The sequence below is a fragment of the Thermohalobaculum xanthum genome (assembly GCF_016623495.1).
GTDB classification, from domain to species: Bacteria; Pseudomonadota; Alphaproteobacteria; order Rhodobacterales; family Rhodobacteraceae; genus Thermohalobaculum; species Thermohalobaculum xanthum.
On sequence record NZ_JAEHHL010000012.1, the window covers coordinates 128,357 to 147,507 of the forward strand.

Consider the following 19,151-nt stretch of genomic DNA (forward strand, 5'->3'; position numbering starts at 1 on the left):
GACCGGGGTTAAGCATGTCCGACGCGCGAATTCCCGAGGACATCCCCATGGCGGCAGCCGATGTGCGTCTTGATCAGGCGTCCCGCAGGCGGGAGCGCGCCGCGATCTCTCTCCTCGTGATCCTGGTCCTGGCACTGCTTGGCATCACACCCGTCGCGAACCATGCCCTGGCCCATTCCGGGATCTTGCTCCCCGCCTACGCCACGGCCGTGCTGATGTGCGACGTCGTCACCGCGGTGCTTCTCTTCTCGCTGTTCTCGGTGCATGCATGGCCGCCGCTGCACATCCTGGCCATGGGATATCTGTTTGCGGGGCTGACGATGGCGCCGTGGACGCTGAGCTTCCCGGAAATCGCCGCCGAGTTGGGTTTCTCGGCACCCGGATTGCAGAGCACGGCCTGGTTCGGTGCGCTCCGCCGCCTGGCTTTTCCGGCCTTCGTGCTCGCCTATGCGATCATGAAGCGATCGGCGGATACCGCCGACCACCGAGACCCGTCAAGGCTTCGCCTGATCTGGACTTGCACGGCCGCCGCGGTCTTGGCGGCGGCATCGGCAACCTGGCTGATATTCACCAATGCGGACAGCCTGCCCAGATTCATGGTCGATGAGCGCCACGTGGCTGCGCTCTGGCAGTATGTTCCGATGGCTTCGGTGCTGCTCTGCCTTGCTGCCATGGGGTGGCTATGGTCGGGAAAGCGGCATCGGCTCGACATCTGGGTGATGGTCGCGCTGGCCACCTGGCTCGTCGAAATCATCCTTCTCGCCTATGTCAGCGGCGGCACGCGCTTCACGGTGGGATGGTGGGCGGGCCGCCTATGTGGCCTCGCATCGTCCTCCGTGGTCCTTGTCGCGCTGCTTGCCGACACGGCGGCCCTCCATGCCCGTCTCGCACGCGCCTTGACAGCCGAGCGGCGCGCGCGAGAGGCCCGTGTCTCGAGCCTCGAGGCTCTCTCGGCATCGGTTGCTCACGAAGTGAACCAGCCGGTCGCGAGCATGATCACCAACGCCAATGCCGGTCTGCGCTGGCTGGAGAGGAACCCGCCCGAACTTGACGAGACCCGGGCAGCCCTGCAACGCATCGTGCATGACGGCGACCGCATCGGCCGCATTATCCGCGGTATCCGGGCAGTCTTCGACCGGGGGGAGAACAGGCGCCATGCGATCGACCCGAACCGGCTGGTCGAGGATTGCATGGCCGAGTGGCGCCGCGACGCGCATCGGGCGGGGATCTCGGTCGAGCTTCAACTCGATCCGATTGCCCCGAAGGTGTGGGCCAACCCGGTCCAGTTCCAGCAGGTGGTGACGAACCTGATCAGCAACGCGATTCAGGCAATGCAGATCGAGCACCAGGGTCCGAAGACGCTTCGCGTCTCGACTGATCGCGACGCGGCCGGCGATCTTCGCATCGTCGTGCAGGACTCGGGACCGGGCGTTCCTGCCGAGGTTGGCGATCGTGTCTTCGAGCCCTTCTACACCACCAAGCAGGGCGGGATGGGCATGGGCCTGATGTTCTGCCGGGCGGTCGTCGAGGCGCATGGCGGGCGGCTCTCGGTATCCGATGTGACACCTCGCGGCGCCCGCTTCGAGTTCACGATCCCCGCGCAGGACCTGCCCGAGGCCGACGAGAGAGGACGATCTTGAGCACCCCCGAAGAATCCGTTGTCTTCGTCGTCGATGACGACCCCTCGATCCGCGCATCGATGGAGAGCCTGCTGCGCTCGGTCGGCCATCAGGTCCAGACCTTCGGCTCGACGGCCGAATTCATCTCGAGCGAAAGGCCGGACATTCCCGGGTGCGTCGTGCTCGATGTCCGCCTGCCGGGGCCGAGCGGGCTGGAAGTCCAGCGCCATCTCGCCGGCTCGGACGCGCCGCTCCCCGTGATCTTCGTCACCGGCTATGGCGACGTCCCCATGTCGGTCGCGGCCATGAAGGCCGGGGCGGTCGAGTTCCTCACCAAGCCGTTTCGCGATCAGGACCTGCTCGACGCCGTCTGCCGGGCGCTCGAGATCGACCAAGCGCGGCGCGAGGAAGCCACGCTGGTCGACGAGATCGGTTCGCGCGTGAATTCGCTGACCCAACGGGAGCGCGAGGTGTTCGAGCTTGTCGCGGACGGGCAGTCGAACAAGCAGGTCGCCGCGCATCTTGGCCTGAGCGAGGTCACCGTGAAGGTTCACCGGGCGAATGTCATGCGCAAGATGGACGCGCGTTCCCTTCCCGATCTGGTCCGCTTGGCCGACCGGCTGAGCGCCCATACCCGAAAGGCGTAGGGACCACACACCTCGGTCCAATTGCTTCCAACCTGTCGCCGCGCCGATCCTCGCGCAGTTGTCAGGCCGGCTTGTTGATGCCGTCCCGACCGCGTGAACCGAGGGAAAGGGCGGCCATTGTCAGGTGAGCTGGTTGCGGTTGTCGACGATGACGCTTCTGCCCGGCAGTCGATCGCTGGTCTGTTGCGCGCGCTCGGCCACCACGTCGCCGAATACGAAAGTGGCACGGACCTTCTTTCAGCCCGTGATCTGTCTACCGTCGCGTGCATTGTCGCCGATCTCAGGATGCCGGGCGTCGGCGGGCTCGAGCTTTGCCAGCGGCTCGTCACGATCGGCAGTCCGATCCCTACCATCGTCGTGACTGCGTTTCCCGATCGCACGAGCCGCGAACGCGCCCGCGCCCTGGGCGTCGTTGCCTACCTCACCAAGCCCGTCACACCCGACGAGCTTGTCGCCAGTCTTCGCGCGGCATTCGGAGGCAGCGGGGCGAACGGCTCCGCCGCCGAGACGGAGGAGCCCGAATGACCGGTCGTGATGCGTCCTGGAAATCCGGTCGTCGGCAATCCCTCACCCGAACCGTGCTGCCGGGAGACCACAAACATCAAGGAGTATGAGCGATGAGCACGCTCAGGATGAAGGACGGCACTGAAATCTTTTTCAAGGACTGGGGCAGCGGGCAGCCGGTCGTCTTCAGCCATGGCTGGCCGCTCAGTTCGGACGCGTGGGAAGCGCAGATGATGCTGGTGGCCGAAAACGGCTACCGCGCCGTCGGGCATGATCGCCGAGGTCACGGGCGGTCGAGCCAGCCCTGGCAGGGCAACGAGATGGATACCTATGCCGATGATCTCGCAGCCCTGATCGAGGCGCTCGATCTGCGTGACATCGTGCTTGTCGGCCATTCGACCGGGGGTGGCGAGATCACGCGCTATATCGGCCGCCATGGCACGGGCCGGGTGGCGAAGGCGGTGCTGGTCGGGGCCGTGCCACCCCTGATGCTGAAGACCGAGGCCAATCCCGGCGGTCTGCCCTTCGATGTCTTCGACGGGTTGCGCCAGGCCAGCCTCGCCGATCGCTCGCAGCTCTATCGCGACCTCGCCTCCGGCCCGTTCTTCGGGTTCAACAGGCCCGGCGCCAAGGTCTCCCAGGGCATGATCGACTCGTTCTGGATGCAGGGGATGCTGGCCGGGCACAAGAACACCTTCGACTGCATCAAGGCGTTCTCGGAGACCGACTTTACCGCCGATCTCGCGAAGTTCGACATCCCCACGCTGATCCTGCATGGCGATGACGACCAGATCGTGCCGATCGATGCGGCGGGGCGTGCCTCGGCAAAGCTGATCGAGGGCGCCGTGCTCAAGGTCTATCCCGGCGGCGGCCATGCCCTGATGGATACCAGCAGGAACCAGTTCAACGCCGACCTCCTCGAATTTCTGCGCAGCTGACGGCGCTCGCCGCCCTCGCATGTGCCGCCGACCGAAAGGGAACAGACAATGACCATGAAGCCTGACCTGCTTACGCCCAAGAACTGCCAGATGATCTTCATCGACCAGCAGCCGCAGATGGCTTTCGGCGTCCAGTCGATCGATCGACAGGTTCTGAAGAACAATGTCGTCGCGCTCGCCAAGTCGGCGAAGGTGTTCGGCATTCCGACGACGATCACGACGGTCGAGACGGAAAGCTTCTCGGGCCACACATACCCCGAGCTGCTCGCCGTCTTCCCCGACCATCCGCTGCTCGAACGCACCTCGATGAACTCCTGGGACGACCAGAAGGTGCGCGATGCGCTGGCGAAGAACGGCCAGAAGAAGGTCGTGGTTTCCGGACTCTGGACCGAGGTCTGCAACAACACCTTCGCCTTCTCGGCGATGGCCGAGGGGGGCTACGAGATCTACATGGTCGCCGACGCCTCGGGCGGCACCTCGAAGGAGGCGCATGACTATTCCATGCAGCGCATGATCCAGGCCGGTGTCGTGCCGGTGACCTGGCAGCAGGTGATGCTGGAGTGGCAGCGCGACTGGGCGCACCGCGACACCTATGACGCCGTGATGGCGATCGTGAGGGAGCATTCCGGCGCTTACGGCATGGGCGTCGATTACGCCTACACCATGGTCCACAAGGCGCCCGAGCGCGTCGAGCACGGGCCAACGCTCGACCCCGTCGCCGCCCCGGTGATGCCGGGCTGAGGGCGTTCCCGCTCGTCTCCGGGACAGGTTCCCGCGTTCCCTGACCCCTTGGAAGGAAACCACGCGATGCAGAGGTTCGACGGAAAGACCGTTCTCGTCACAGGCGGCACGAGCGGCATCGGTCTCGCGACGGCGCGGCGTCTGTTGTCCGAGGGCGGCCGCGTCATTGTCACCGGAAGCCGCGCGGAGAGCATCGAGGCTGCGCGCGGCGAACTGCCCGGGGCGAGCTTCCTCTTGAACGACGCGGGCGATCCCGCGGCCGCCGACGGGCTTGCCGCGGCCGTCCGGGACGTGGCCGGCCGTCTCGACGCCGCCTTCCTGAATGCCGGCTTCGGCCGGTTCCATCCGCTCGACCAGGTGACGCCCGAGGAGTTCGACACCCATTACGACGTTCTGGTCAAGGGGCCGCTTCTGCAGACGAAGGCCCTCGCGCCGATGATGGCGGACGGTGGCAGCATCGTCGTGACCACGTCGATCGTGAACAATCTCGGGCTTCCCGCGTCGGCGATCTATTCCTCGTGCAAGGGGGCCGCGCGAACCCTTGTGCGCGTCCTTGCCCGCGAGCTGGCGCCGCGCGGAATCCGCGTCAATGCGGTCAGCCCCGGTCCGATCGGCACGGGCTTCTTCGCGCGGACCGGGATGAGCGCGGCCGAGATCGAGGATTTCGGCACCCGGGTCCTCGCGCAGGTGCCGCTCGGCCGGTTCGGCACGCCCGACGAGGTGGCCGCGGTCGCGGCCTTCCTTCTTTCGCCCGATGCGTCCTACGTCACCGGCTCCGAATACGTGGTCGATGGCGGCATGTCCGAACTCTGAGGGTGGAAGCACGATGACACTCCCGCGCCGCGCCGTTCTTGCCGGGCTCGCAGCGACGCTGTGGCCCGGAGGAAACCCTTCGGGAGGGAGGAGCCAGACCATGACATCGCATCCCGACCTCGTCCTGCACGATGCGCGCATCACGACGCTCGACCCTGCCCGGCCGGAGGCGGAGGCGATCGCGATTTCGAACGGAAAGGTGCTCGCCACCGGCAGAACCGACGTGATCACGCGCCTCGCGGGTCCGAACACCAAGTTCATCGATGCCGGCGGCCGGCGGGTGATCCCCGGCCTCAACGACAGCCACACCCACCTGATCCGGGGCGGCCTGAACTTCAACATGGAGCTGCGGTGGGAGAACGTCCCCTCGCTCGCCGACGCGCTCCGGATGCTGAAGGAGCAGGCCGAGCGCACGCCCGCGCCGCAATGGGTGCGGGTGGTCGGCGGCTGGTCCGAGTTCCAGTTCGCCGAGCGGCGCATGCCGACGCTGGACGAGATCAACGCCGCCGCCCCCGACACGCCGGTCTTCATCCTGCATCTCTACGGCCGTGCGCTGATCAACCGCGCGGCGATCAAGGTCCTGGGCTTCAACAGGACCACCCCGAACCCGCCGGGCGGCCAGATCCAGCGCGACGTGCAGGGCAACCCCACCGGGCTGCTGATCGCGAGGCCCTCGGCGCTGATCCTCTACTCGACCCTCGCCATGGGGCCGAAGCTGCCGCTCGAGGACCAGATCAACTCGACCCGCCACTACATGCGCGAGATGAACCGCCTCGGCATCACCAGCGTGATCGACGCGGGCGGCGGCGGGCAGAACTATCCGGACGACTACGCGGTGATCCAGACGCTCCATGACGAGGATCTGCTGACCGTGCGGATCGCCTACAACCTGTTTGCCCAGAAAGCAGGGGCAGAGCTTTCCGATTACGAGCGCTGGGTGGCGATGACCGAGCCGGGGGCGGGCTCGGCCATGCTGCGGATGAACGGCGGCGGCGAGAACCTCACCTGGTCGGCGGCGGATTTCGAGAACTTCCTCGAGCCGCGCCCCGACCTCGCCCCCACCATGGAGAGCGAGCTCGAGCCGATCGTCGAGCTTCTGGCGGCGAACAAGTGGCCGTTCCGCATCCACGCGACCTACAACGAGACAATCGACCGCTTCCTCTCGGTCTTCGAGCGGGTGAACGGGCGCCAAGCCTTCGAGGCGCGGTTCATCATCGACCACGCCGAGACGGTCACGCCGAGGAACATCGAGCGGATCAAGGCGCTCGGCGGGGGCATCGCGATCCAGCATCGCATGGCGTTTCAGGGCGAATATTTCGTCGACCGCTATGGCGCGCAGGCGGCCCAGGCCACACCACCCATCGGGCGCATGCTGGAGATGGGCGTGCCGGTCGGCGGCGGGACCGACGCAACGCGCGTGTCGAGCTATGACCCTTGGGTCGGTCTCTACTGGCTGACCACCGGGAAGACTGTTGGCGGCATGCCGCTCTATGACGAGGCGAACGTGCTGTCGCGCGAGGATGCCCTTCGACTCTGGACCCATGGTTCGGCCTGGTTTTCGGGCGAGGCGGATGTGAAGGGCACGCTCGCGCCCGGCATGTATGCCGACCTCGCGGTGCTCTCGGCCGACTACATGAGCGTGCCGCCCGAGGAGATCCGGCGGATCAGCGCGGTCATGACCATGGTCGGTGGCAGGATCGTGCATGGCGAGGCAGACTATGCCGATCTCGCGCCTCCGATGCCGACCGCTTCGCCGTCGTGGTCACCCGTGAACGCCATTCCAAGCCCTGCGGATCGCGCCGAACGCGCGGGAGTGCGGCGGGTTGCGCCCGGCGCATGCGGCTGCTCGACGACCTGCGGCCTGCATGGCCACGATCACGCCATCGCCTGGACAACGCCGCTGCCGGTCGCGGACAAGGGAGGTTTCTGGGGTGCGCTGGGCTGTTCCTGCTGCTCGGCCTGAGGGTTCCGCTTTGGGACGTAATGCGGTCCCCATCCTCTCGACGGCTTCGCCGGCACAGGGCCTGCCAGTCAGTCAGGACTGCCGGCGCCGCGCGCCACTTTGTGCCCGGGGGGTGGACGTGATGGTGCTCATGACGATCGACGTGCTGGAGACCGAAACATGAGCGACACCGACGGCCAAGATCTGTCGGACCGACCGTCTCCCTCGGCGCTCGCCCCGCTCAGGCACAGGGCGTTCGCGATCCTGTGGGTCGCGACGGTTGCGTCCAACGTGGGCACCTGGATGAACGATGTTGGCGCGGGCTGGCTGATGACCGAGCTCGCGCCAAGCCCGGCCACGGTCGCACTCGTGCAGGCCGCAACAACACTGCCGGTTTTCCTGTTCGCGCTGCCGGCGGGGGCGCTTGCCGACATCACCGACCGGCGGCGGCTGCTGATCCGGGTCAATCTCGGCATGGCGCTGACCGCGGCCGCGATGACCAGGCTGGTCGCGGCAGGCGCGATGACCGCCAGCCTGTTGCTCGTCTTCACCTTCCTGCTCGGGGCCGGTGCCGCCTTCGTCGCCCCGGCCTGGCAGGCCGTGGTCCCGGGCCTCGTGCCGCGCGCGGATCTGCCGTCCGCAGTCTCGCTCAACAGTGTCGGCATCAATGTCAGCCGCGCCATTGGCCCCGCGGTGGCAGGCGCCCTGATCGTGGCGCTGGGCCTGTGGGCTCCCTTCCTCGTGAACGCGCTGAGCTTCCTCGGCATCCTGGTCGCGCTCGGTCTGTGGCGGGGCGAGCGGGCCGGGGGCGACCGCGTGCCACCCGAAACGCTGGTCCCTGCAATGCTTGCCGGGCTGCGCTATGCGTGTAACAGCCGGGCGCTGCAGCGCACACTCGTGCGCGCGGCCGCCTTCTTCCTCTTCGCCTCGTGTTACTGGGCGATGCTGCCTCTCATCGCGCGCGATGTCCTCGGCGGTGGCGCCGAGCTTTATGGGCTCCTCCTTGGCGCCGTGGGCGCGGGCGCCGTCTCGGGCGCCGCGGCTCTGCCGATTGCGCGCCGACACCTTGGCGCCGACGGAATGGTGGCCGCGGGCAGCGTCGCGACAGCATTGACGCTGGTCGCCTTCGCCCTGGCGCCGGGCCACGCGGTCGCGGTCGGTGCTGCGGCCGTCGGCGGTCTCGCCTGGATCGCGGTGCTGTCAAGCCTGCAGGTCTCGACCCAGACCGCGCTTCCCGATTGGGTGCGCGCGCGCGGTCTGTCGCTGTTCCTGATGGTTTTCTCGGGGACGATGGCGCTCGGCAGTCTGGTCTGGGGGCAGGTGGCCACCGCAACCGGGATCACGACCGCCCTGCTGATCGCAGCGGCCGGTGCGATCGTCGCGGTACCGCTGAGCTGGCGAGCCAAGCTGACAACGGGCGCGGCTCCGGACCTCGGCCCGGCGATGCACTGGCCCGAGCCCGTTTGGACTTTGCCGGGAGAGGCGGGAGACCGGCGGATGGCTGTCCACGTTACCTATGTGGTGAAGCGCGCCGATCAGACGGCGTTTCTTGCCATGATGCACGAGCTCGCGATGGCACGTCGGCGGAACGGCGGATACGCTTGGTCGCTGATGCAGGATGCCGCCGATCCCGAGCGCTTTGTCGAGGCCTGGAGCGAGTCCTCCTGGACACAACATCTGCGCCATCATGCAAGAGTCACCGGGGCGGAGCGGCTGTTGCAAGAACAGGTCCGGGCGCTCCTGGCACCCGGCACCGCGCCCGACATCCGCCATCTGGTCGCGCCAGCGCCAGAAGCCGAAACGGAACAGCCGACAACAGAGAGTGACGGGCGGGCATAAGGCCATCCTCCGGCGAGCGCCGAAAAGGCCTGCCCGCGGCACGGGCTTCACGAGGCGGTAAAGTTCCGCGCCTTCCCCCTTCAATCGATGAGGGTATCGGATCGCCGGCCAGCCCGTTCGAAGTGGATTGGCAGGACCCTGCCATAGAGCTGTTTCGCGCGCTCCGGTGTCGCCACCATGTCCGGCTGATCGACATAGGACAGGATCGCGACATAGCGCGGGCGCGGGCCGGCGAGGGGCGCGACCCGGTGCAGGCTGTAGCGTCCGCGAAAGAGCTGAAGGTCCCCGGGTTGCAGGTGCAGCGTCCGGACGCGGTCTGACGTGCCGTCGAGCACGCGCGCAACGTCATCGAAATTCTCGTGGCCCAGTGCGTCCCGGATCGCGGGCACATACTCGAATGCGCCTCCGCTTTCCGCGTTCTGGATCGCCAGCGTGACCGTGAAATTATTGGTGTCGAAATGCCAGGGAAAGCCCGGGCCTTCCTCGGCGACGTTGACGATGGCGTCGGCCAGCGGGTCCGCATAGCGGAAGAAGGCCCTCTCCTGCAGGCAGTCTCGGACGAAGGCGTCGAAGCCGGGTGCGTCATAGACCGTGCGGAGTGCACCACCGGGCATGAAATGATCAGCCGGCACGAAGGCGTTGGAGCGGTCGAAGAACCGTCGCTTGGGGTGGGTCTCGGGCAGGGTGGGGTCGTCACCGGTAAAATAGGCGTTGGTGCGCGTGTAGGTCCGGTGGGCGTGGACGGCGTTGCGCTCGGCCTCCTCGGCGAGGGCAGCGATGCCGCGCGGCGTGAGGAAACCGCGGAGCACTGCGCAGCCGTCCTGCGCCAGGTCCTTGCGCACCTCGGCAATCCTCTGCTCGAGCTCGGGGCCGCGGCGGTCGATCGGATAGCGTGCGAGGTCGATGAGATCAGAAAAGTCCATCGCGAGATCCTGCCAATGAGCGTCTTCGCCGAGCTAGACAGGTTGGCAGGATCCCGTCTTTCGTGAATCCGACACCACCATGGTGGAAACGTGCCAAACGGATCCTCGGCGCTCACCTGCGGCCGATGAGCCGCTCGCTGATCTCGCGCCCGAACAGCGCTTCGGCATTGCCGTTGGCGATCCTCTCGGCGGCGCTTCGGGGCAGCCGCGCGAGCCACAGCCGGCTTGCAGCGATTATCCGGTCGTAGCGCTCCCACTGCGCGTTCACCCAGGTGTCAGAGCCCACGAGAAACCGGTCGGAATGGCGTATCAGCAACGCCTCCCATCCCGGGTCGAGCCCGCGGCCCGCGATGATGTCGGTGTGCCGGATCGAGGTGTCTGCATAGAGCCGGGGATGGCGGTCCATCATCGCCCCGATCTCGTCCGGCTGTGCGGTCATTCCTGCATGCGCCCAGATCACGGTGATGCCGGGCTCGGTCTCGAAGAAGAACTCGACCGGCCCTGCCTCCGAATGGACGTGAACGGGGATGCCGCGCGCCGCGGCCTCGCGCGCGATCGCCGCCAGCAACTCCGTGTTCACGCCCTCCATAGCGGTGACATGGAACTCGCCGATGCCCTCGTGCGGATAGGCCGCCAGGCGTTCGTTGAGGTATCCGAGCATTCCCGGACTGGACATCCAGTCCGCCTTGTCCCAGTCGCCGTGATACGGGCGCAGTTCCGGAACGACCCGCGATGGCGCGAGCTGCCAGAGCGTGATCGTGCCCTCGTCCGGCGTCGATGACACAAGCGCCATCGCCACCCGGTTCCTGTCGAAGAGCGCGATCACCGTCTCGGGCGGGAACGGGCCCCAGGCCGGCTCGCTGTAATGCACATGTGCGTCGAAGATCGGGATCGTCCTGGCGTCGTCGCCGAGCAGCGGCTCGGCAAGAACCGGGCTCGCGTAGCCGAGGAGAAGGCCTGCGAAGACGAAGCTCCGCGGGACCGATGGACGTTTCGCACGGGTCATGGGGGTGCGCATTTCGGGATCAATCCTCCGCATGATGCAATCGCCGGATCTCACTTGCGACCATCTCCTGCAGCGTCCAGAGGTAGGCGTCATAGATGCCGAACGACTGCAGGTGCACCACGGTCTCTTGCAGGTACGCCGCTGCACTGCCCAGATGCCCGGAAGCCCGGGCGAGACGAACCGCCTGAGCTTCCAGTGGAAGCCTGAGGTACGATGGATCCTTCCGCGGCCCGGCCCAGAACACGAGCGCCCGCACCGCCTTTTCCCGACCGCGCACGGTGATCCATCGAACCGAGTCGAAATCGCCCTGGTAGGCGGTCTCGCGCCGCAGCAAACGCAGCAGCTGCGCATGGTCGTTTCCGCTGGGGAGGCGATAGGCGACCCCGTTGCAGCTCCCGCCACGATCCAGGGCCATGATCAGCCCCGGGGCGTCGGGACTGGCCCGCCAGCGGAGATCGTGGAGGCAATACGACCGTCGCCACCCGATCGCCCGACAAGCAAAATGGTCGACGTGATCGAAATCCGGCTTCCAGATCAGGGAGCCATAAGCGAAGAGCCATATCGGTGCGCCGTCATTCTGGCCAAGGAGCGCGTGCGCGAAGCTGTCGAAATCATCGTCGGTGAGCGGGGCATAGCCTGCCTCGATCCCGGGATCGGGCACCTGCCGCTCGACCAGCGCCACAAGCTCGGCAGTCAGCGCCAGGGGGCGCCTGCTCGCATTGCGTCGCGGTTTCGCGCCCTCTGCCGCCGGGCCCTGCGCCTTTTCTGTCATGCCCTGGATGCCGCTGCTGGCGACCCTTGAAACCCGACCCGGTGCTCTGTCGCTTTGGTTCTGACGCCCGGACAACTGCTCCCGGAATGCGCGCGGTCGAGCGCCGTTGATCTTACGCGAAGCCAACTTGGCTCGACCGTCAGATTGCGGCGGCGGGGTCGAAAACAGGATGTATGGCGTGGGCTCGGTCGAGACGTGAACTGCACGAGGCGAGAACGTCTGGCCCGGAGTGCACTCGGGGGGCAGTCTTTGCCCCGGATCAGTGGTAACGGGTGGGAATCCGGCCTTTTTCGTAAGCCAACCTGCCGCGTTTCTGTGAAATGTTACAACGCCGCCGCGCCTCATCGCCGAAATCCGTTGCCCCTGCATGCAGGGCTCTCATACTGGCGCGGCGAATTCAGCCGGGGATCGAGATGACGCGAAAATACATCGTCGAAGTCGACGGAGTGCCCGTGTCTCCGTCGCCGATCAGCAACGCGGTCGTCGTCGGAAACACCTGCTGGATCAGCGGCCAACTCTCGGTCGGGGAGAGCGGCTATATCCCCGGCACAGCGCGCGAAGAAGCTGAGATCGCGTTCGCCCACGTCTTCCGGATTGCCGAGGCGGCAGGGTTTTCGCGCACGGAGATCGTCTATGTCGATCTGGCGTTCGCCGATCTCGACGATCTCCCGGAAGTGAACGCCCTCTACGAGACGCTCTTCGAACCCGGACGACGGCCCGCGCGCACCATCTACCAGGCGGCGCGGCTGCCTTTCGGCGGTAAGGTGAAGGTCCAGGCAATCGCCGCAAAGGGATGAGCGAGGACGCGTGCTCCCGGCGTCCGCGTCTTCCCAGTATCGGCCCATCTCCGCGGCAAGATCGGATGCTCGCAGCCGACCGAGAGCGTCACCGGCCCGAGAGGCTGGAGAGCGGTCATTCGCGGCGCCGACCATGAACGGCGCCTCTGCGGACGGGGCGGCCATGGGTGCCGGGGTGTGCTGTAGTTTGGCGAGGACATATCACAGGCACTGAGATCGCCTGTGACGCCGCGTCTGATCCCGCTCGTGGCCAGGTCATGGCTGGCCGAACATCTTGAGGATCCGGACCTGCGCACCATCGATGTTCGATGGAGATTTCGCGAGCAGCACTGAATTGGCGTAGTTCGGCCCGACCCGGCTTGTTTGCATGAGCCGGCTCCTGCCGCCCCTGGACCGCGGTCTACGGTATCGCCCGCGCGTGTTGATTGCCGTTCATGGTCCACCGACCGAGCGCGACCATCATGTCCACGACGAAGTCCGGAGACTGCAGCTTGCGGCGCTGGAGAGCGCCAGCGGACATGCCTCGTGGCCTCGCGAGCACACCTCTCCGAAGAGCGTGGGCCTTACCACGAGACTCACGAGCCATCGCCGAGAATCGCGCTAACCTCGATATCGTTAGAGTTGCAGGTCGCTCAGATACGGGCGCTCGAGTTGCGGACGATTACGAATTGGGGGGCAAGGTGAGCACGCGTAACGATATCGATCCCCTTGAGAAAGAAGTCGAACTCGAGCTTAGGCTTGCTGCGGCAGCGGCAGCGCGAGCGGCCTCGAGAGCGCGAAGATCAGACTTGCGAGCCGACTTGGTCTCGAGGCTTGAGGACTACGCGGGGCTGCTCTTCGAAGCGGCCGAGCAGATCTGCAAGCGGGCGCCCGAGACCGAGCCCCCTCGCCCCGTCCGAAACACGCATGCGCTTGGCTTTGCAAGGAAGATCGCCGAGCATTTGCGCGCGGGCCTCGCGTCCGGGCCAAGGCGCCAGTGAGCGCCTGCGGCACCCTGTTGGTTGCGGGCGGCCGCGTGGAACCACGTCATGCTCGCCCCAGGGTGCCCGCCTGAGCGTCGTCGTCACAGCGCCGGCTCAGGGCTTCAGCCGACAACTCGCAGCGACATACCGGTAGCGCGCGCCATCACGGTCGACATATCCAATCGCCGGAAACGGCATGTGATCGCCGGTGAGCAAAGCATCCTGCCGCCGAGATGCGCTTAGGGTTGCCGGATGTGCCAGTGGAACGGGCTCGACCAATGCCGCGCACCGTCGGTGCGCGCCTCCTGGTCGCTCCGGTCCATGCCGGCCCAGCCGGCGTGATTGAACAAGCTGACCGCCCTGTGCCCAGGAGGCTTATGCGGCTGCCAAGACGCGCGACGACCAGTGGCTGAACCGCTGCCATGGACGTTCTGTGAAAGCCGGAGGGCGACAACGTGGTGATCCCGAATGCCATGGAGATGGATGCCTGGGGGCCTCCAAGGGTCAGACCGGGGCCTCTTCCGACTTCTCCATCGTTTTCTGCAGGCGTAGTCTGCATGTGTTGAGTTCGCTGCCGCAGGAGCCTCCAGCCCATTGGAACGCAAGCTCGCTGTGATCCTTGCTGCCGACGTCGCTGGCTACAGTCGTCTCGTGGCGTCTGACGAGGAAGCGACGCTGGCGGCCCTGACGCTGTATCGCAAGACGATCGACGACCTGATCGCCGAGCATGAAGGGCGGATCTTCAGCACGGCGGGCGACAGCGTCGTTGCCGAGTTTGCCAGCGCCGTGCTGGCGGTGCGCGCCGCCGTCGCGATCCAGCGAGCGCTTCACAGACGAAACGCGGATCTTGCCCCGGACCGTCGCCTCGAGTGGCGGATCGGACTGCATCTCGGTGACGTGGTGATTCAGGGTGCTGATCTGCTCGGTGATGGCGTCAATGTCGCGGCGCGGCTGCAGGAGGTGGCCCAGCCCGCGGGCATCTGCGTCTCCGGCCCGCTGCGCGAGCAGATCGATGGCAGGCTCGAGTTCCGCCTCACGGCCATCGGGGAGCGGAGCCTCAAGAACATCAGCCGCTCGATTGCGGTTCACCGGGTCGACTGGCAGCGCCAGGATCCGGTCGCGGCCGGCGCCCTTGGCGGCCCGCTCGCTCTACCCGACAAGCCATCGATCGCGGTGCTGCCGTTCGCCAACATGTCGGACGAGGCAGATCAGGAATACTTCGCCGACGGCCTGACCGAGGACATCATCACGGCGCTGTCGCGCTACCGCTGGTTCTTCGTCATCGCCCGCAACTCGAGCTTCGCCTACAAGGGGCGCTCGATGGACGTGAAGCAGATCGCCCGCGAACTGGGTGTGCGCTATGTGCTGGAGGGCAGCGTTCGAAAAGCTGCCGATCGTCTGAGGGTCACGGGGCAACTGATCGATGCCGAGACTGCCGCCCATATCTGGGCCGAGCGTTACGATCGAAACCTGGCCGACATCTTCGACATCCAGGACGAGCTGACGCAGCAGGTGGTCGGCGCCATCGAGCCCGAGATCCTGATGGGCGAGGGGCGGCGTGTTTCGCGGAAGCCAACCGCCAACCTCGATGCCTATGAATGCCATATGCGTGGCATGTGGTTTCACAACCCGCAGATGACAGCTGATCAGTTCACGGAGGCGATCCGCTGGCAGCGGAAGGCGATCGAGCTGGACCCGAGTTTCGCGCGCGCTCACATGGCCCTGGCGCGCTCGCTCTATGCTCGGTTCTTCTTTGGCCACGGTTGCGATTTCGAGCGTGATGGCGCCGAGCTCCAGGCGGCCGCGGCGCGGGCGGTGGCCCTCGATGATCGAGACCCATACTCGTACTATGCGAGTTTCACGGCGTATATGTTTGCCGGACGCCCGGAGATGGCACTGGCCGAGGCGCAGCGCGCGATTGACCTCAATCCGAATTTTGCCCTCGGGCACATGGCGCTCGGCTGGTCGCGAGTGATTAGCGGGCATTTTGCCGAGGCGCTCGATCCACTTCACACCGCGCTCCGGCTCAGCCCGAACGACCCGCTGGCCTATCTGTTCCTCAACTGGGTCGCGCTCGCCCACTACCATCTTGGAAACTACGAGGAGGCGGCACATCATTCAGGGCGCGCGAATGCGCTGCGCAAAGTGCCTCCAATCCGCGTCGTTCTGCTCGCAAGCCTTGGTCAACTCGGCCGGACGGAGGAGGCGAAGGTGATCCTGTCCGACCTGGCGGAATCCACCGGCGCCGAGATCGCGAGATACCTGCCGGGTATCTATCCCTATGCTGACCCCGCGGATCGCACCCATCTGTATGAGGGCCTCCGCAAGGCCGGGCTTGATGGGGTCTTGTGACCGCAAGCATGCCCGTCTCGAGTTCGATGCAAACCTTCGCTGTCGCAAGCGCCAAGGTCCGGAAAGGACCACGAGCTGACCCAAGCCTATCCGGCCGGAGCGTCTGCCTTGGCAGAAGTGCCCTTCCGTCGCACTGCGCAACTGCGAGCAACCGGCACAAAACTGGTAGACCTAGATACTCCGCACCCCCTCGACGGGTCTCAGGTGCTCACTGGGCCAAGTCCCCGCGGCCCAAGGCCGTCCGCTGGAAACGACGATCCTGAGAATGGGAATGGACCGAGCTTGCTCCGCGACCGGGGCATCGTTGGGAGTATGAGGCGATCCTGCTCAGGCGGCATCGCTTCGAGCGGATGCTTGCCGCCAAGAGGCGAAGCGCGTGGTAATCGTCGGCGGCTCCGGAGCGGAAACCCCGATCCGGCGGCGTTCTCCGTTCCCTGACATCAGCGTTGGAGAGTCCTGCGCGCAACACGCATGCACGCGCGAGGGCTCGTCTTGGCGACTTTCCCGGCCGCCGCGTTGACCTGAGCCATGTTGGACCTCATCGTCATTGGAGCGATGGAGGGGCCAATCCATGACCATGGAAAATGAAGCTACATCCGAGCCTGAGAAATCTCAGGAAGAGGCTGCCTCTTCTCTCAATGAAGACTTCTCGATAAAGCGATTGCGCGCTTCTCGGATGAAGTATCGCCAGAAGTTGGAGATCGACGCGAAAAAATCCGGCGCAGAATGGCTGATGGCATATGCGAGCTATGAGCAGATCATATTTCTGCACGCCGTAAAGGCGGGGAAGCACAAAGATCGCGATGAAATGCAACTCGACAATTCAATCGTCCTTTTCGACGAGATCGACAAGCAGATCCCGCGGGTCTCAACGGTTCCCCGCTGGTCCAGAGATGACATCTGGTTTGAAACCTTCATCGATAGCGTGCTGGAGCGCTGGAGCGAAGTTTCCGACAAGGTGGAAATCGAGGAATGCGGCTAGGGCTGCAGTCAGCGTTAACAAAACCTTAAACTCTCATCTGCCATTGTAACGCGCGGCCACCCTCGTAGGAGATCAAGGGCAGCCGCGGCACGCAACACGAGCGGTACACGCCACCGATATGCAAGCGAGCTGGTGGCGTGTCCATTCGACAGAGTGCCCTTGTCAAATCGGCGGCGGGTTTTGGGCCTAATCTTGGCACCGAACGTGCTGCGGTTGTCCGCGTCCGCATGCCGAACGGGGCTGTTTCCCGGAATGCCACGTCGTGATCCAGTCGCGATGGCGTTCCGCTCGAGAGAGCAATGGATGCCCTCGGGGAACAGTCATGGCGGATGTAAGCATGATCGGGCTTGGCGCGATGGGCTCGGCCCTCGCCCGCGCCATGGTTTCGGCCGGGCACACCACGATCGTCTGGAACCGGCCACCCGACCGAGCGGAACTCTTGGTCTCGCTCGGGGCGTCGCGCCTGTTCCGCTGCCGAGGCGGCTTCGGCCGGCCCCGTATGTGTCATCTGCATTAACAACCACGCGGCGACACACCGGCTGATCGAGGAAACCGGCATGTTGACGGCGCTATCAGGGCGCATCCTCGTCCAGCTCCGCACCGGGACCCCGGAAGAGGCGCGGGAGCTTTCGTGATGGCTCGCTCCGCATGGCGCGGACCTGCTGGACGGGGCAATCATGCCGTATCCGGACGGGATCGGGGCCGAGGATACGCAGCTACCATCCGGCCCACGCCGATCTAGTTCAGCCACAGGCCGAGCACACCTGAATCTCGGGTCTTTGGAGGTGCCGCGAACGCTCAGGTCCTACGTCGCGCCGCTCGTCGAGCTGTTACGACTCGACTGCCGCAACTTCATGCAGCTGGTCGATATTGCACGGAATGGTCGAGCTGGCTGGGGCGGCAGGATTCGAACCTGCGAATGGCGGTACCAAAAACCGCTGCCTTACCACTTGGCGACGCCCCAACGCGGCGCGACATTAGTCGGGCGCAAAGGCTCCGGCAAGAGCACCAAACAGAGCAAATGCTGCTTGCCCCGGCAACGCGTCGCCGCTATACACCGCGACGCTGGTTTTCGGAGTGTAGCTCAGCCTGGTAGAGCACTGTCTTCGGGAGGCAGGGGCCGCAGGTTCGAATCCTGCCACTCCGACCAGCCAATCCCATCGCCTCCCATCCCCCCTCCGCGTCCGGCGGCTATTCGGCGCTCCAAATCTGGTTTCGCCCGGCTTCCTTCGCTCTCAGCACGTAATCCTCGAGCCGCGCGACAAGCTTGAGCGTGGTGTCGCCCGGCCTCAGCGTCGTCACCCCGAGGGATGCCGTGAGGCTAGCAACACGCTCGCCCGTGCCTGCCCGGACAAGCTGCAGGCGGCTGAACTGCTCTCGCAGGTCGTCCGCCATGGCGCGCGCGACAGCGAGCGAACGCGCAGGCAGGAGAAGTGCGAACTCGTTGCCGCCGACGCGCGCTGCGAGATCCCCTTCACGCTGACGCTGGCGAAGCAGCTCCGCAAAGCGCATCAGCAACTGGTCACCGGTCGTCCTGCCCCACCGCTCGTTGAAGGGGCGGAAGTGATCGATATCGGCAAGCACGATGGCGAGATCCGCCCTTTCGCGGCGCGCACGCGCGATCAGCGTCTCGAGCGCCTCGTCAAAGCGGCGCCGGTTGGCAAGCTGCGTCGCGTGGTCGATCAGGACGCTCTGGCGCAACTCGCGGAGTTCGGTTTGCATCGATGTGAATTGCGCGCGGAGCCCCATCACGCGCTCGCCGAACTGCGAGACCCGGTCGACATGCTCCCGGTTTGCCTGGCGCAGCTCGGCAACATGGCGGCGAAGCTCCGCCTCGCTGGTCCGCGAGTGAACCGAGGAGTCGATTCGGCGGACCGTCGCGGCATATCTGTCGCTCGCGGCCATTCCCTCCTCGATCAAGCCGACCGCCTGAACGAGTTCACCGTCCATCCGGTCGCCGATCCGCTCGACCCCCGCGCTGACACCCGCAGGCGCGAGATGCTCCGCGTGAAGACGGTGGATCAACGCCGCAGTCACGGTCCCATCGCAGGCGATCGCACGATCGATGCGCGTGCGAATGATCGGGTGATGCCCGCCGACATATGCGAACCAGACCTCGAATGCCGCGGGAACCGGGGGGGTCGCATGCTGGCACGCAAGCTCGAGGGCTCGCTCGGCCAGGGTTCGCACCTCCTCGAAGCACTGTCCGGGCGTGGAAGGGTGTTCGTTCATTCTCCGCCTGCTCCCCATGCGATGCGCTTGGAGCATGCGCGCGACGGGTTTCGGACCGGTAAATCTGAACGCCCGGTGACGT

Annotated in this window: 16 protein-coding genes and 2 tRNA genes; 13 read left to right on the forward strand and 5 right to left on the reverse strand. The window is 65.8% G+C overall.

Annotated elements, in window-relative coordinates:
• Positions 1–14: 14 nt before the first annotated feature.
• From H0I76_RS17385 to H0I76_RS17420, 8 genes are all read left to right on the forward strand, one after another.
• Positions 15–1,640: an ATP-binding protein gene (locus H0I76_RS17385; protein WP_200612872.1), complete on the forward strand. Its 1,626-nt coding sequence runs from the start codon at positions 15–17 to the stop codon at positions 1,638–1,640.
• The gene (locus H0I76_RS17390; RefSeq protein ID WP_234455408.1) at positions 1,637–2,266 is read left to right on the forward strand and encodes a response regulator transcription factor; all 630 of its coding nucleotides are present in this window, start codon (positions 1,637–1,639) and stop codon (positions 2,264–2,266) included. Before H0I76_RS17385 ends, H0I76_RS17390 begins: the two co-directional genes overlap by 4 nt.
• Positions 2,267–2,383: 117 nt before the next feature.
• On the forward strand, positions 2,384–2,791 hold the full coding sequence (locus H0I76_RS17395; protein WP_200612875.1) for a response regulator transcription factor: 408 nt from the start codon (positions 2,384–2,386) through the stop codon (positions 2,789–2,791).
• Between the two features lie 92 nt (positions 2,792–2,883).
• Entirely contained in the window at positions 2,884–3,708 is an 825-nt protein-coding gene (locus H0I76_RS17400) for an alpha/beta fold hydrolase (RefSeq protein ID WP_200612878.1), read from the forward strand.
• A gap of 48 nt (positions 3,709–3,756) precedes the next feature.
• Positions 3,757–4,449, forward strand: coding sequence for a hydrolase (locus H0I76_RS17405; RefSeq protein ID WP_200612881.1), 693 nt, complete (start codon positions 3,757–3,759; stop codon positions 4,447–4,449).
• Between the two features lie 66 nt (positions 4,450–4,515).
• Positions 4,516–5,262: an SDR family oxidoreductase gene (locus tag H0I76_RS17410; RefSeq protein ID WP_200612884.1), complete on the forward strand. Its 747-nt coding sequence runs from the start codon at positions 4,516–4,518 to the stop codon at positions 5,260–5,262.
• Positions 5,263–5,362: 100 nt separating this feature from the next.
• The gene (locus H0I76_RS17415) at positions 5,363–7,225 is read left to right on the forward strand and encodes an amidohydrolase (RefSeq protein WP_200612887.1); all 1,863 of its coding nucleotides are present in this window, start codon (positions 5,363–5,365) and stop codon (positions 7,223–7,225) included.
• Between the two features lie 159 nt (positions 7,226–7,384).
• The gene (locus H0I76_RS17420) at positions 7,385–9,043 is read left to right on the forward strand and encodes an MFS transporter (protein ID WP_200612890.1); all 1,659 of its coding nucleotides are present in this window, start codon (positions 7,385–7,387) and stop codon (positions 9,041–9,043) included.
• An 80-nt stretch (positions 9,044–9,123) separates the two neighbouring features.
• On the opposite strand, the gene H0I76_RS17425 is transcribed toward H0I76_RS17420, so the two are convergent.
• The 3 genes from H0I76_RS17425 to H0I76_RS17435 all read right to left on the reverse strand — a co-directional run bounded on the left by H0I76_RS17425 (position 9,124) and on the right by H0I76_RS17435 (position 11,744).
• The gene (locus H0I76_RS17425) at positions 9,124–9,966 is read right to left on the reverse strand and encodes a HalD/BesD family halogenase (protein ID WP_200612893.1); all 843 of its coding nucleotides are present in this window, start codon (positions 9,964–9,966) and stop codon (positions 9,124–9,126) included.
• 112 nt (positions 9,967–10,078) lie between these two features.
• A complete protein-coding gene (locus H0I76_RS17430; protein ID WP_200612896.1) occupies positions 10,079–10,972 on the reverse strand; it encodes an amidohydrolase family protein in 894 nt (297 codons plus the stop codon).
• Positions 10,973–10,991: 19 nt separating this feature from the next.
• Positions 10,992–11,744: a gamma-glutamylcyclotransferase gene (locus tag H0I76_RS17435; protein WP_200612898.1), complete on the reverse strand. Its 753-nt coding sequence runs from the start codon at positions 11,742–11,744 to the stop codon at positions 10,992–10,994.
• 320 nt (positions 11,745–12,064) lie between these two features.
• Here H0I76_RS17435 and H0I76_RS17440 point away from each other — a divergent pair, with 320 nt between their 5' ends.
• The 4 genes from H0I76_RS17440 (at position 12,065) to H0I76_RS17455 (ending at position 17,354) form a co-directional block, all read left to right on the forward strand.
• Positions 12,065–12,541 carry a RidA family protein gene (locus H0I76_RS17440; RefSeq protein WP_200612901.1) on the forward strand — a complete coding sequence of 159 codons (477 nt, stop codon included), beginning with the start codon at positions 12,065–12,067 and terminating at the stop codon, positions 12,539–12,541.
• 1,556 nt (positions 12,542–14,097) lie between these two features.
• Positions 14,098–15,855: an adenylate/guanylate cyclase domain-containing protein gene (locus tag H0I76_RS17445; protein WP_200612904.1), complete on the forward strand. Its 1,758-nt coding sequence runs from the start codon at positions 14,098–14,100 to the stop codon at positions 15,853–15,855.
• A gap of 571 nt (positions 15,856–16,426) precedes the next feature.
• Positions 16,427–16,837 carry a hypothetical protein gene (locus tag H0I76_RS17450; RefSeq protein ID WP_200612906.1) on the forward strand — a complete coding sequence of 137 codons (411 nt, stop codon included), beginning with the start codon at positions 16,427–16,429 and terminating at the stop codon, positions 16,835–16,837.
• A gap of 322 nt (positions 16,838–17,159) precedes the next feature.
• Complete coding sequence (locus tag H0I76_RS17455) at positions 17,160–17,354, forward strand: NAD(P)-binding domain-containing protein (protein WP_200612908.1); 195 nt, start codon at positions 17,160–17,162, stop codon at positions 17,352–17,354.
• Positions 17,355–17,726: 372 nt separating this feature from the next.
• Here the strand turns inward: H0I76_RS17455 and H0I76_RS17460 are convergent.
• Positions 17,727–17,801, reverse strand: a tRNA-Gln gene (locus H0I76_RS17460).
• Between the two features lie 109 nt (positions 17,802–17,910).
• Here H0I76_RS17460 and H0I76_RS17465 point away from each other — a divergent pair.
• Positions 17,911–17,987: transfer RNA gene (locus tag H0I76_RS17465), tRNA-Pro, on the forward strand.
• A gap of 41 nt (positions 17,988–18,028) precedes the next feature.
• On the opposite strand, the gene H0I76_RS17470 is transcribed toward H0I76_RS17465, so the two are convergent.
• The gene (locus H0I76_RS17470) at positions 18,029–19,069 is read right to left on the reverse strand and encodes a GGDEF domain-containing protein (protein WP_200612910.1); all 1,041 of its coding nucleotides are present in this window, start codon (positions 19,067–19,069) and stop codon (positions 18,029–18,031) included.
• Positions 19,070–19,151: the final 82 nt, after the last annotated feature.

Coding starts and splice junctions, on each gene's coding strand:
- H0I76_RS17425 (WP_200612893.1), bottom strand. CDS start 9,966: ATGGACTTTTCTGATCTCATCGACCTCGCACGCTATCCGATCGACCGC.
- H0I76_RS17440 (WP_200612901.1), top strand. CDS start 12,065: ATGTTACAACGCCGCCGCGCCTCATCGCCGAAATCCGTTGCCCCTGCA.
- H0I76_RS17385 (WP_200612872.1), top strand. CDS start 15: ATGTCCGACGCGCGAATTCCCGAGGACATCCCCATGGCGGCAGCCGAT.
- H0I76_RS17400 (WP_200612878.1), top strand. CDS start 2,884: ATGAGCACGCTCAGGATGAAGGACGGCACTGAAATCTTTTTCAAGGAC.
- H0I76_RS17430 (WP_200612896.1), bottom strand. CDS start 10,972: ATGACCCGTGCGAAACGTCCATCGGTCCCGCGGAGCTTCGTCTTCGCA.
- H0I76_RS17415 (WP_200612887.1), top strand. CDS start 5,363: ATGACATCGCATCCCGACCTCGTCCTGCACGATGCGCGCATCACGACG.
- H0I76_RS17420 (WP_200612890.1), top strand. CDS start 7,385: ATGAGCGACACCGACGGCCAAGATCTGTCGGACCGACCGTCTCCCTCG.
- H0I76_RS17410 (WP_200612884.1), top strand. CDS start 4,516: ATGCAGAGGTTCGACGGAAAGACCGTTCTCGTCACAGGCGGCACGAGC.
- H0I76_RS17455 (WP_200612908.1), top strand. CDS start 17,160: ATGGCGGATGTAAGCATGATCGGGCTTGGCGCGATGGGCTCGGCCCTC.
- H0I76_RS17470 (WP_200612910.1), bottom strand. CDS start 19,069: ATGAACGAACACCCTTCCACGCCCGGACAGTGCTTCGAGGAGGTGCGA.
- H0I76_RS17405 (WP_200612881.1), top strand. CDS start 3,757: ATGACCATGAAGCCTGACCTGCTTACGCCCAAGAACTGCCAGATGATC.
- H0I76_RS17435 (WP_200612898.1), bottom strand. CDS start 11,744: ATGACAGAAAAGGCGCAGGGCCCGGCGGCAGAGGGCGCGAAACCGCGA.
- H0I76_RS17450 (WP_200612906.1), top strand. CDS start 16,427: ATGACCATGGAAAATGAAGCTACATCCGAGCCTGAGAAATCTCAGGAA.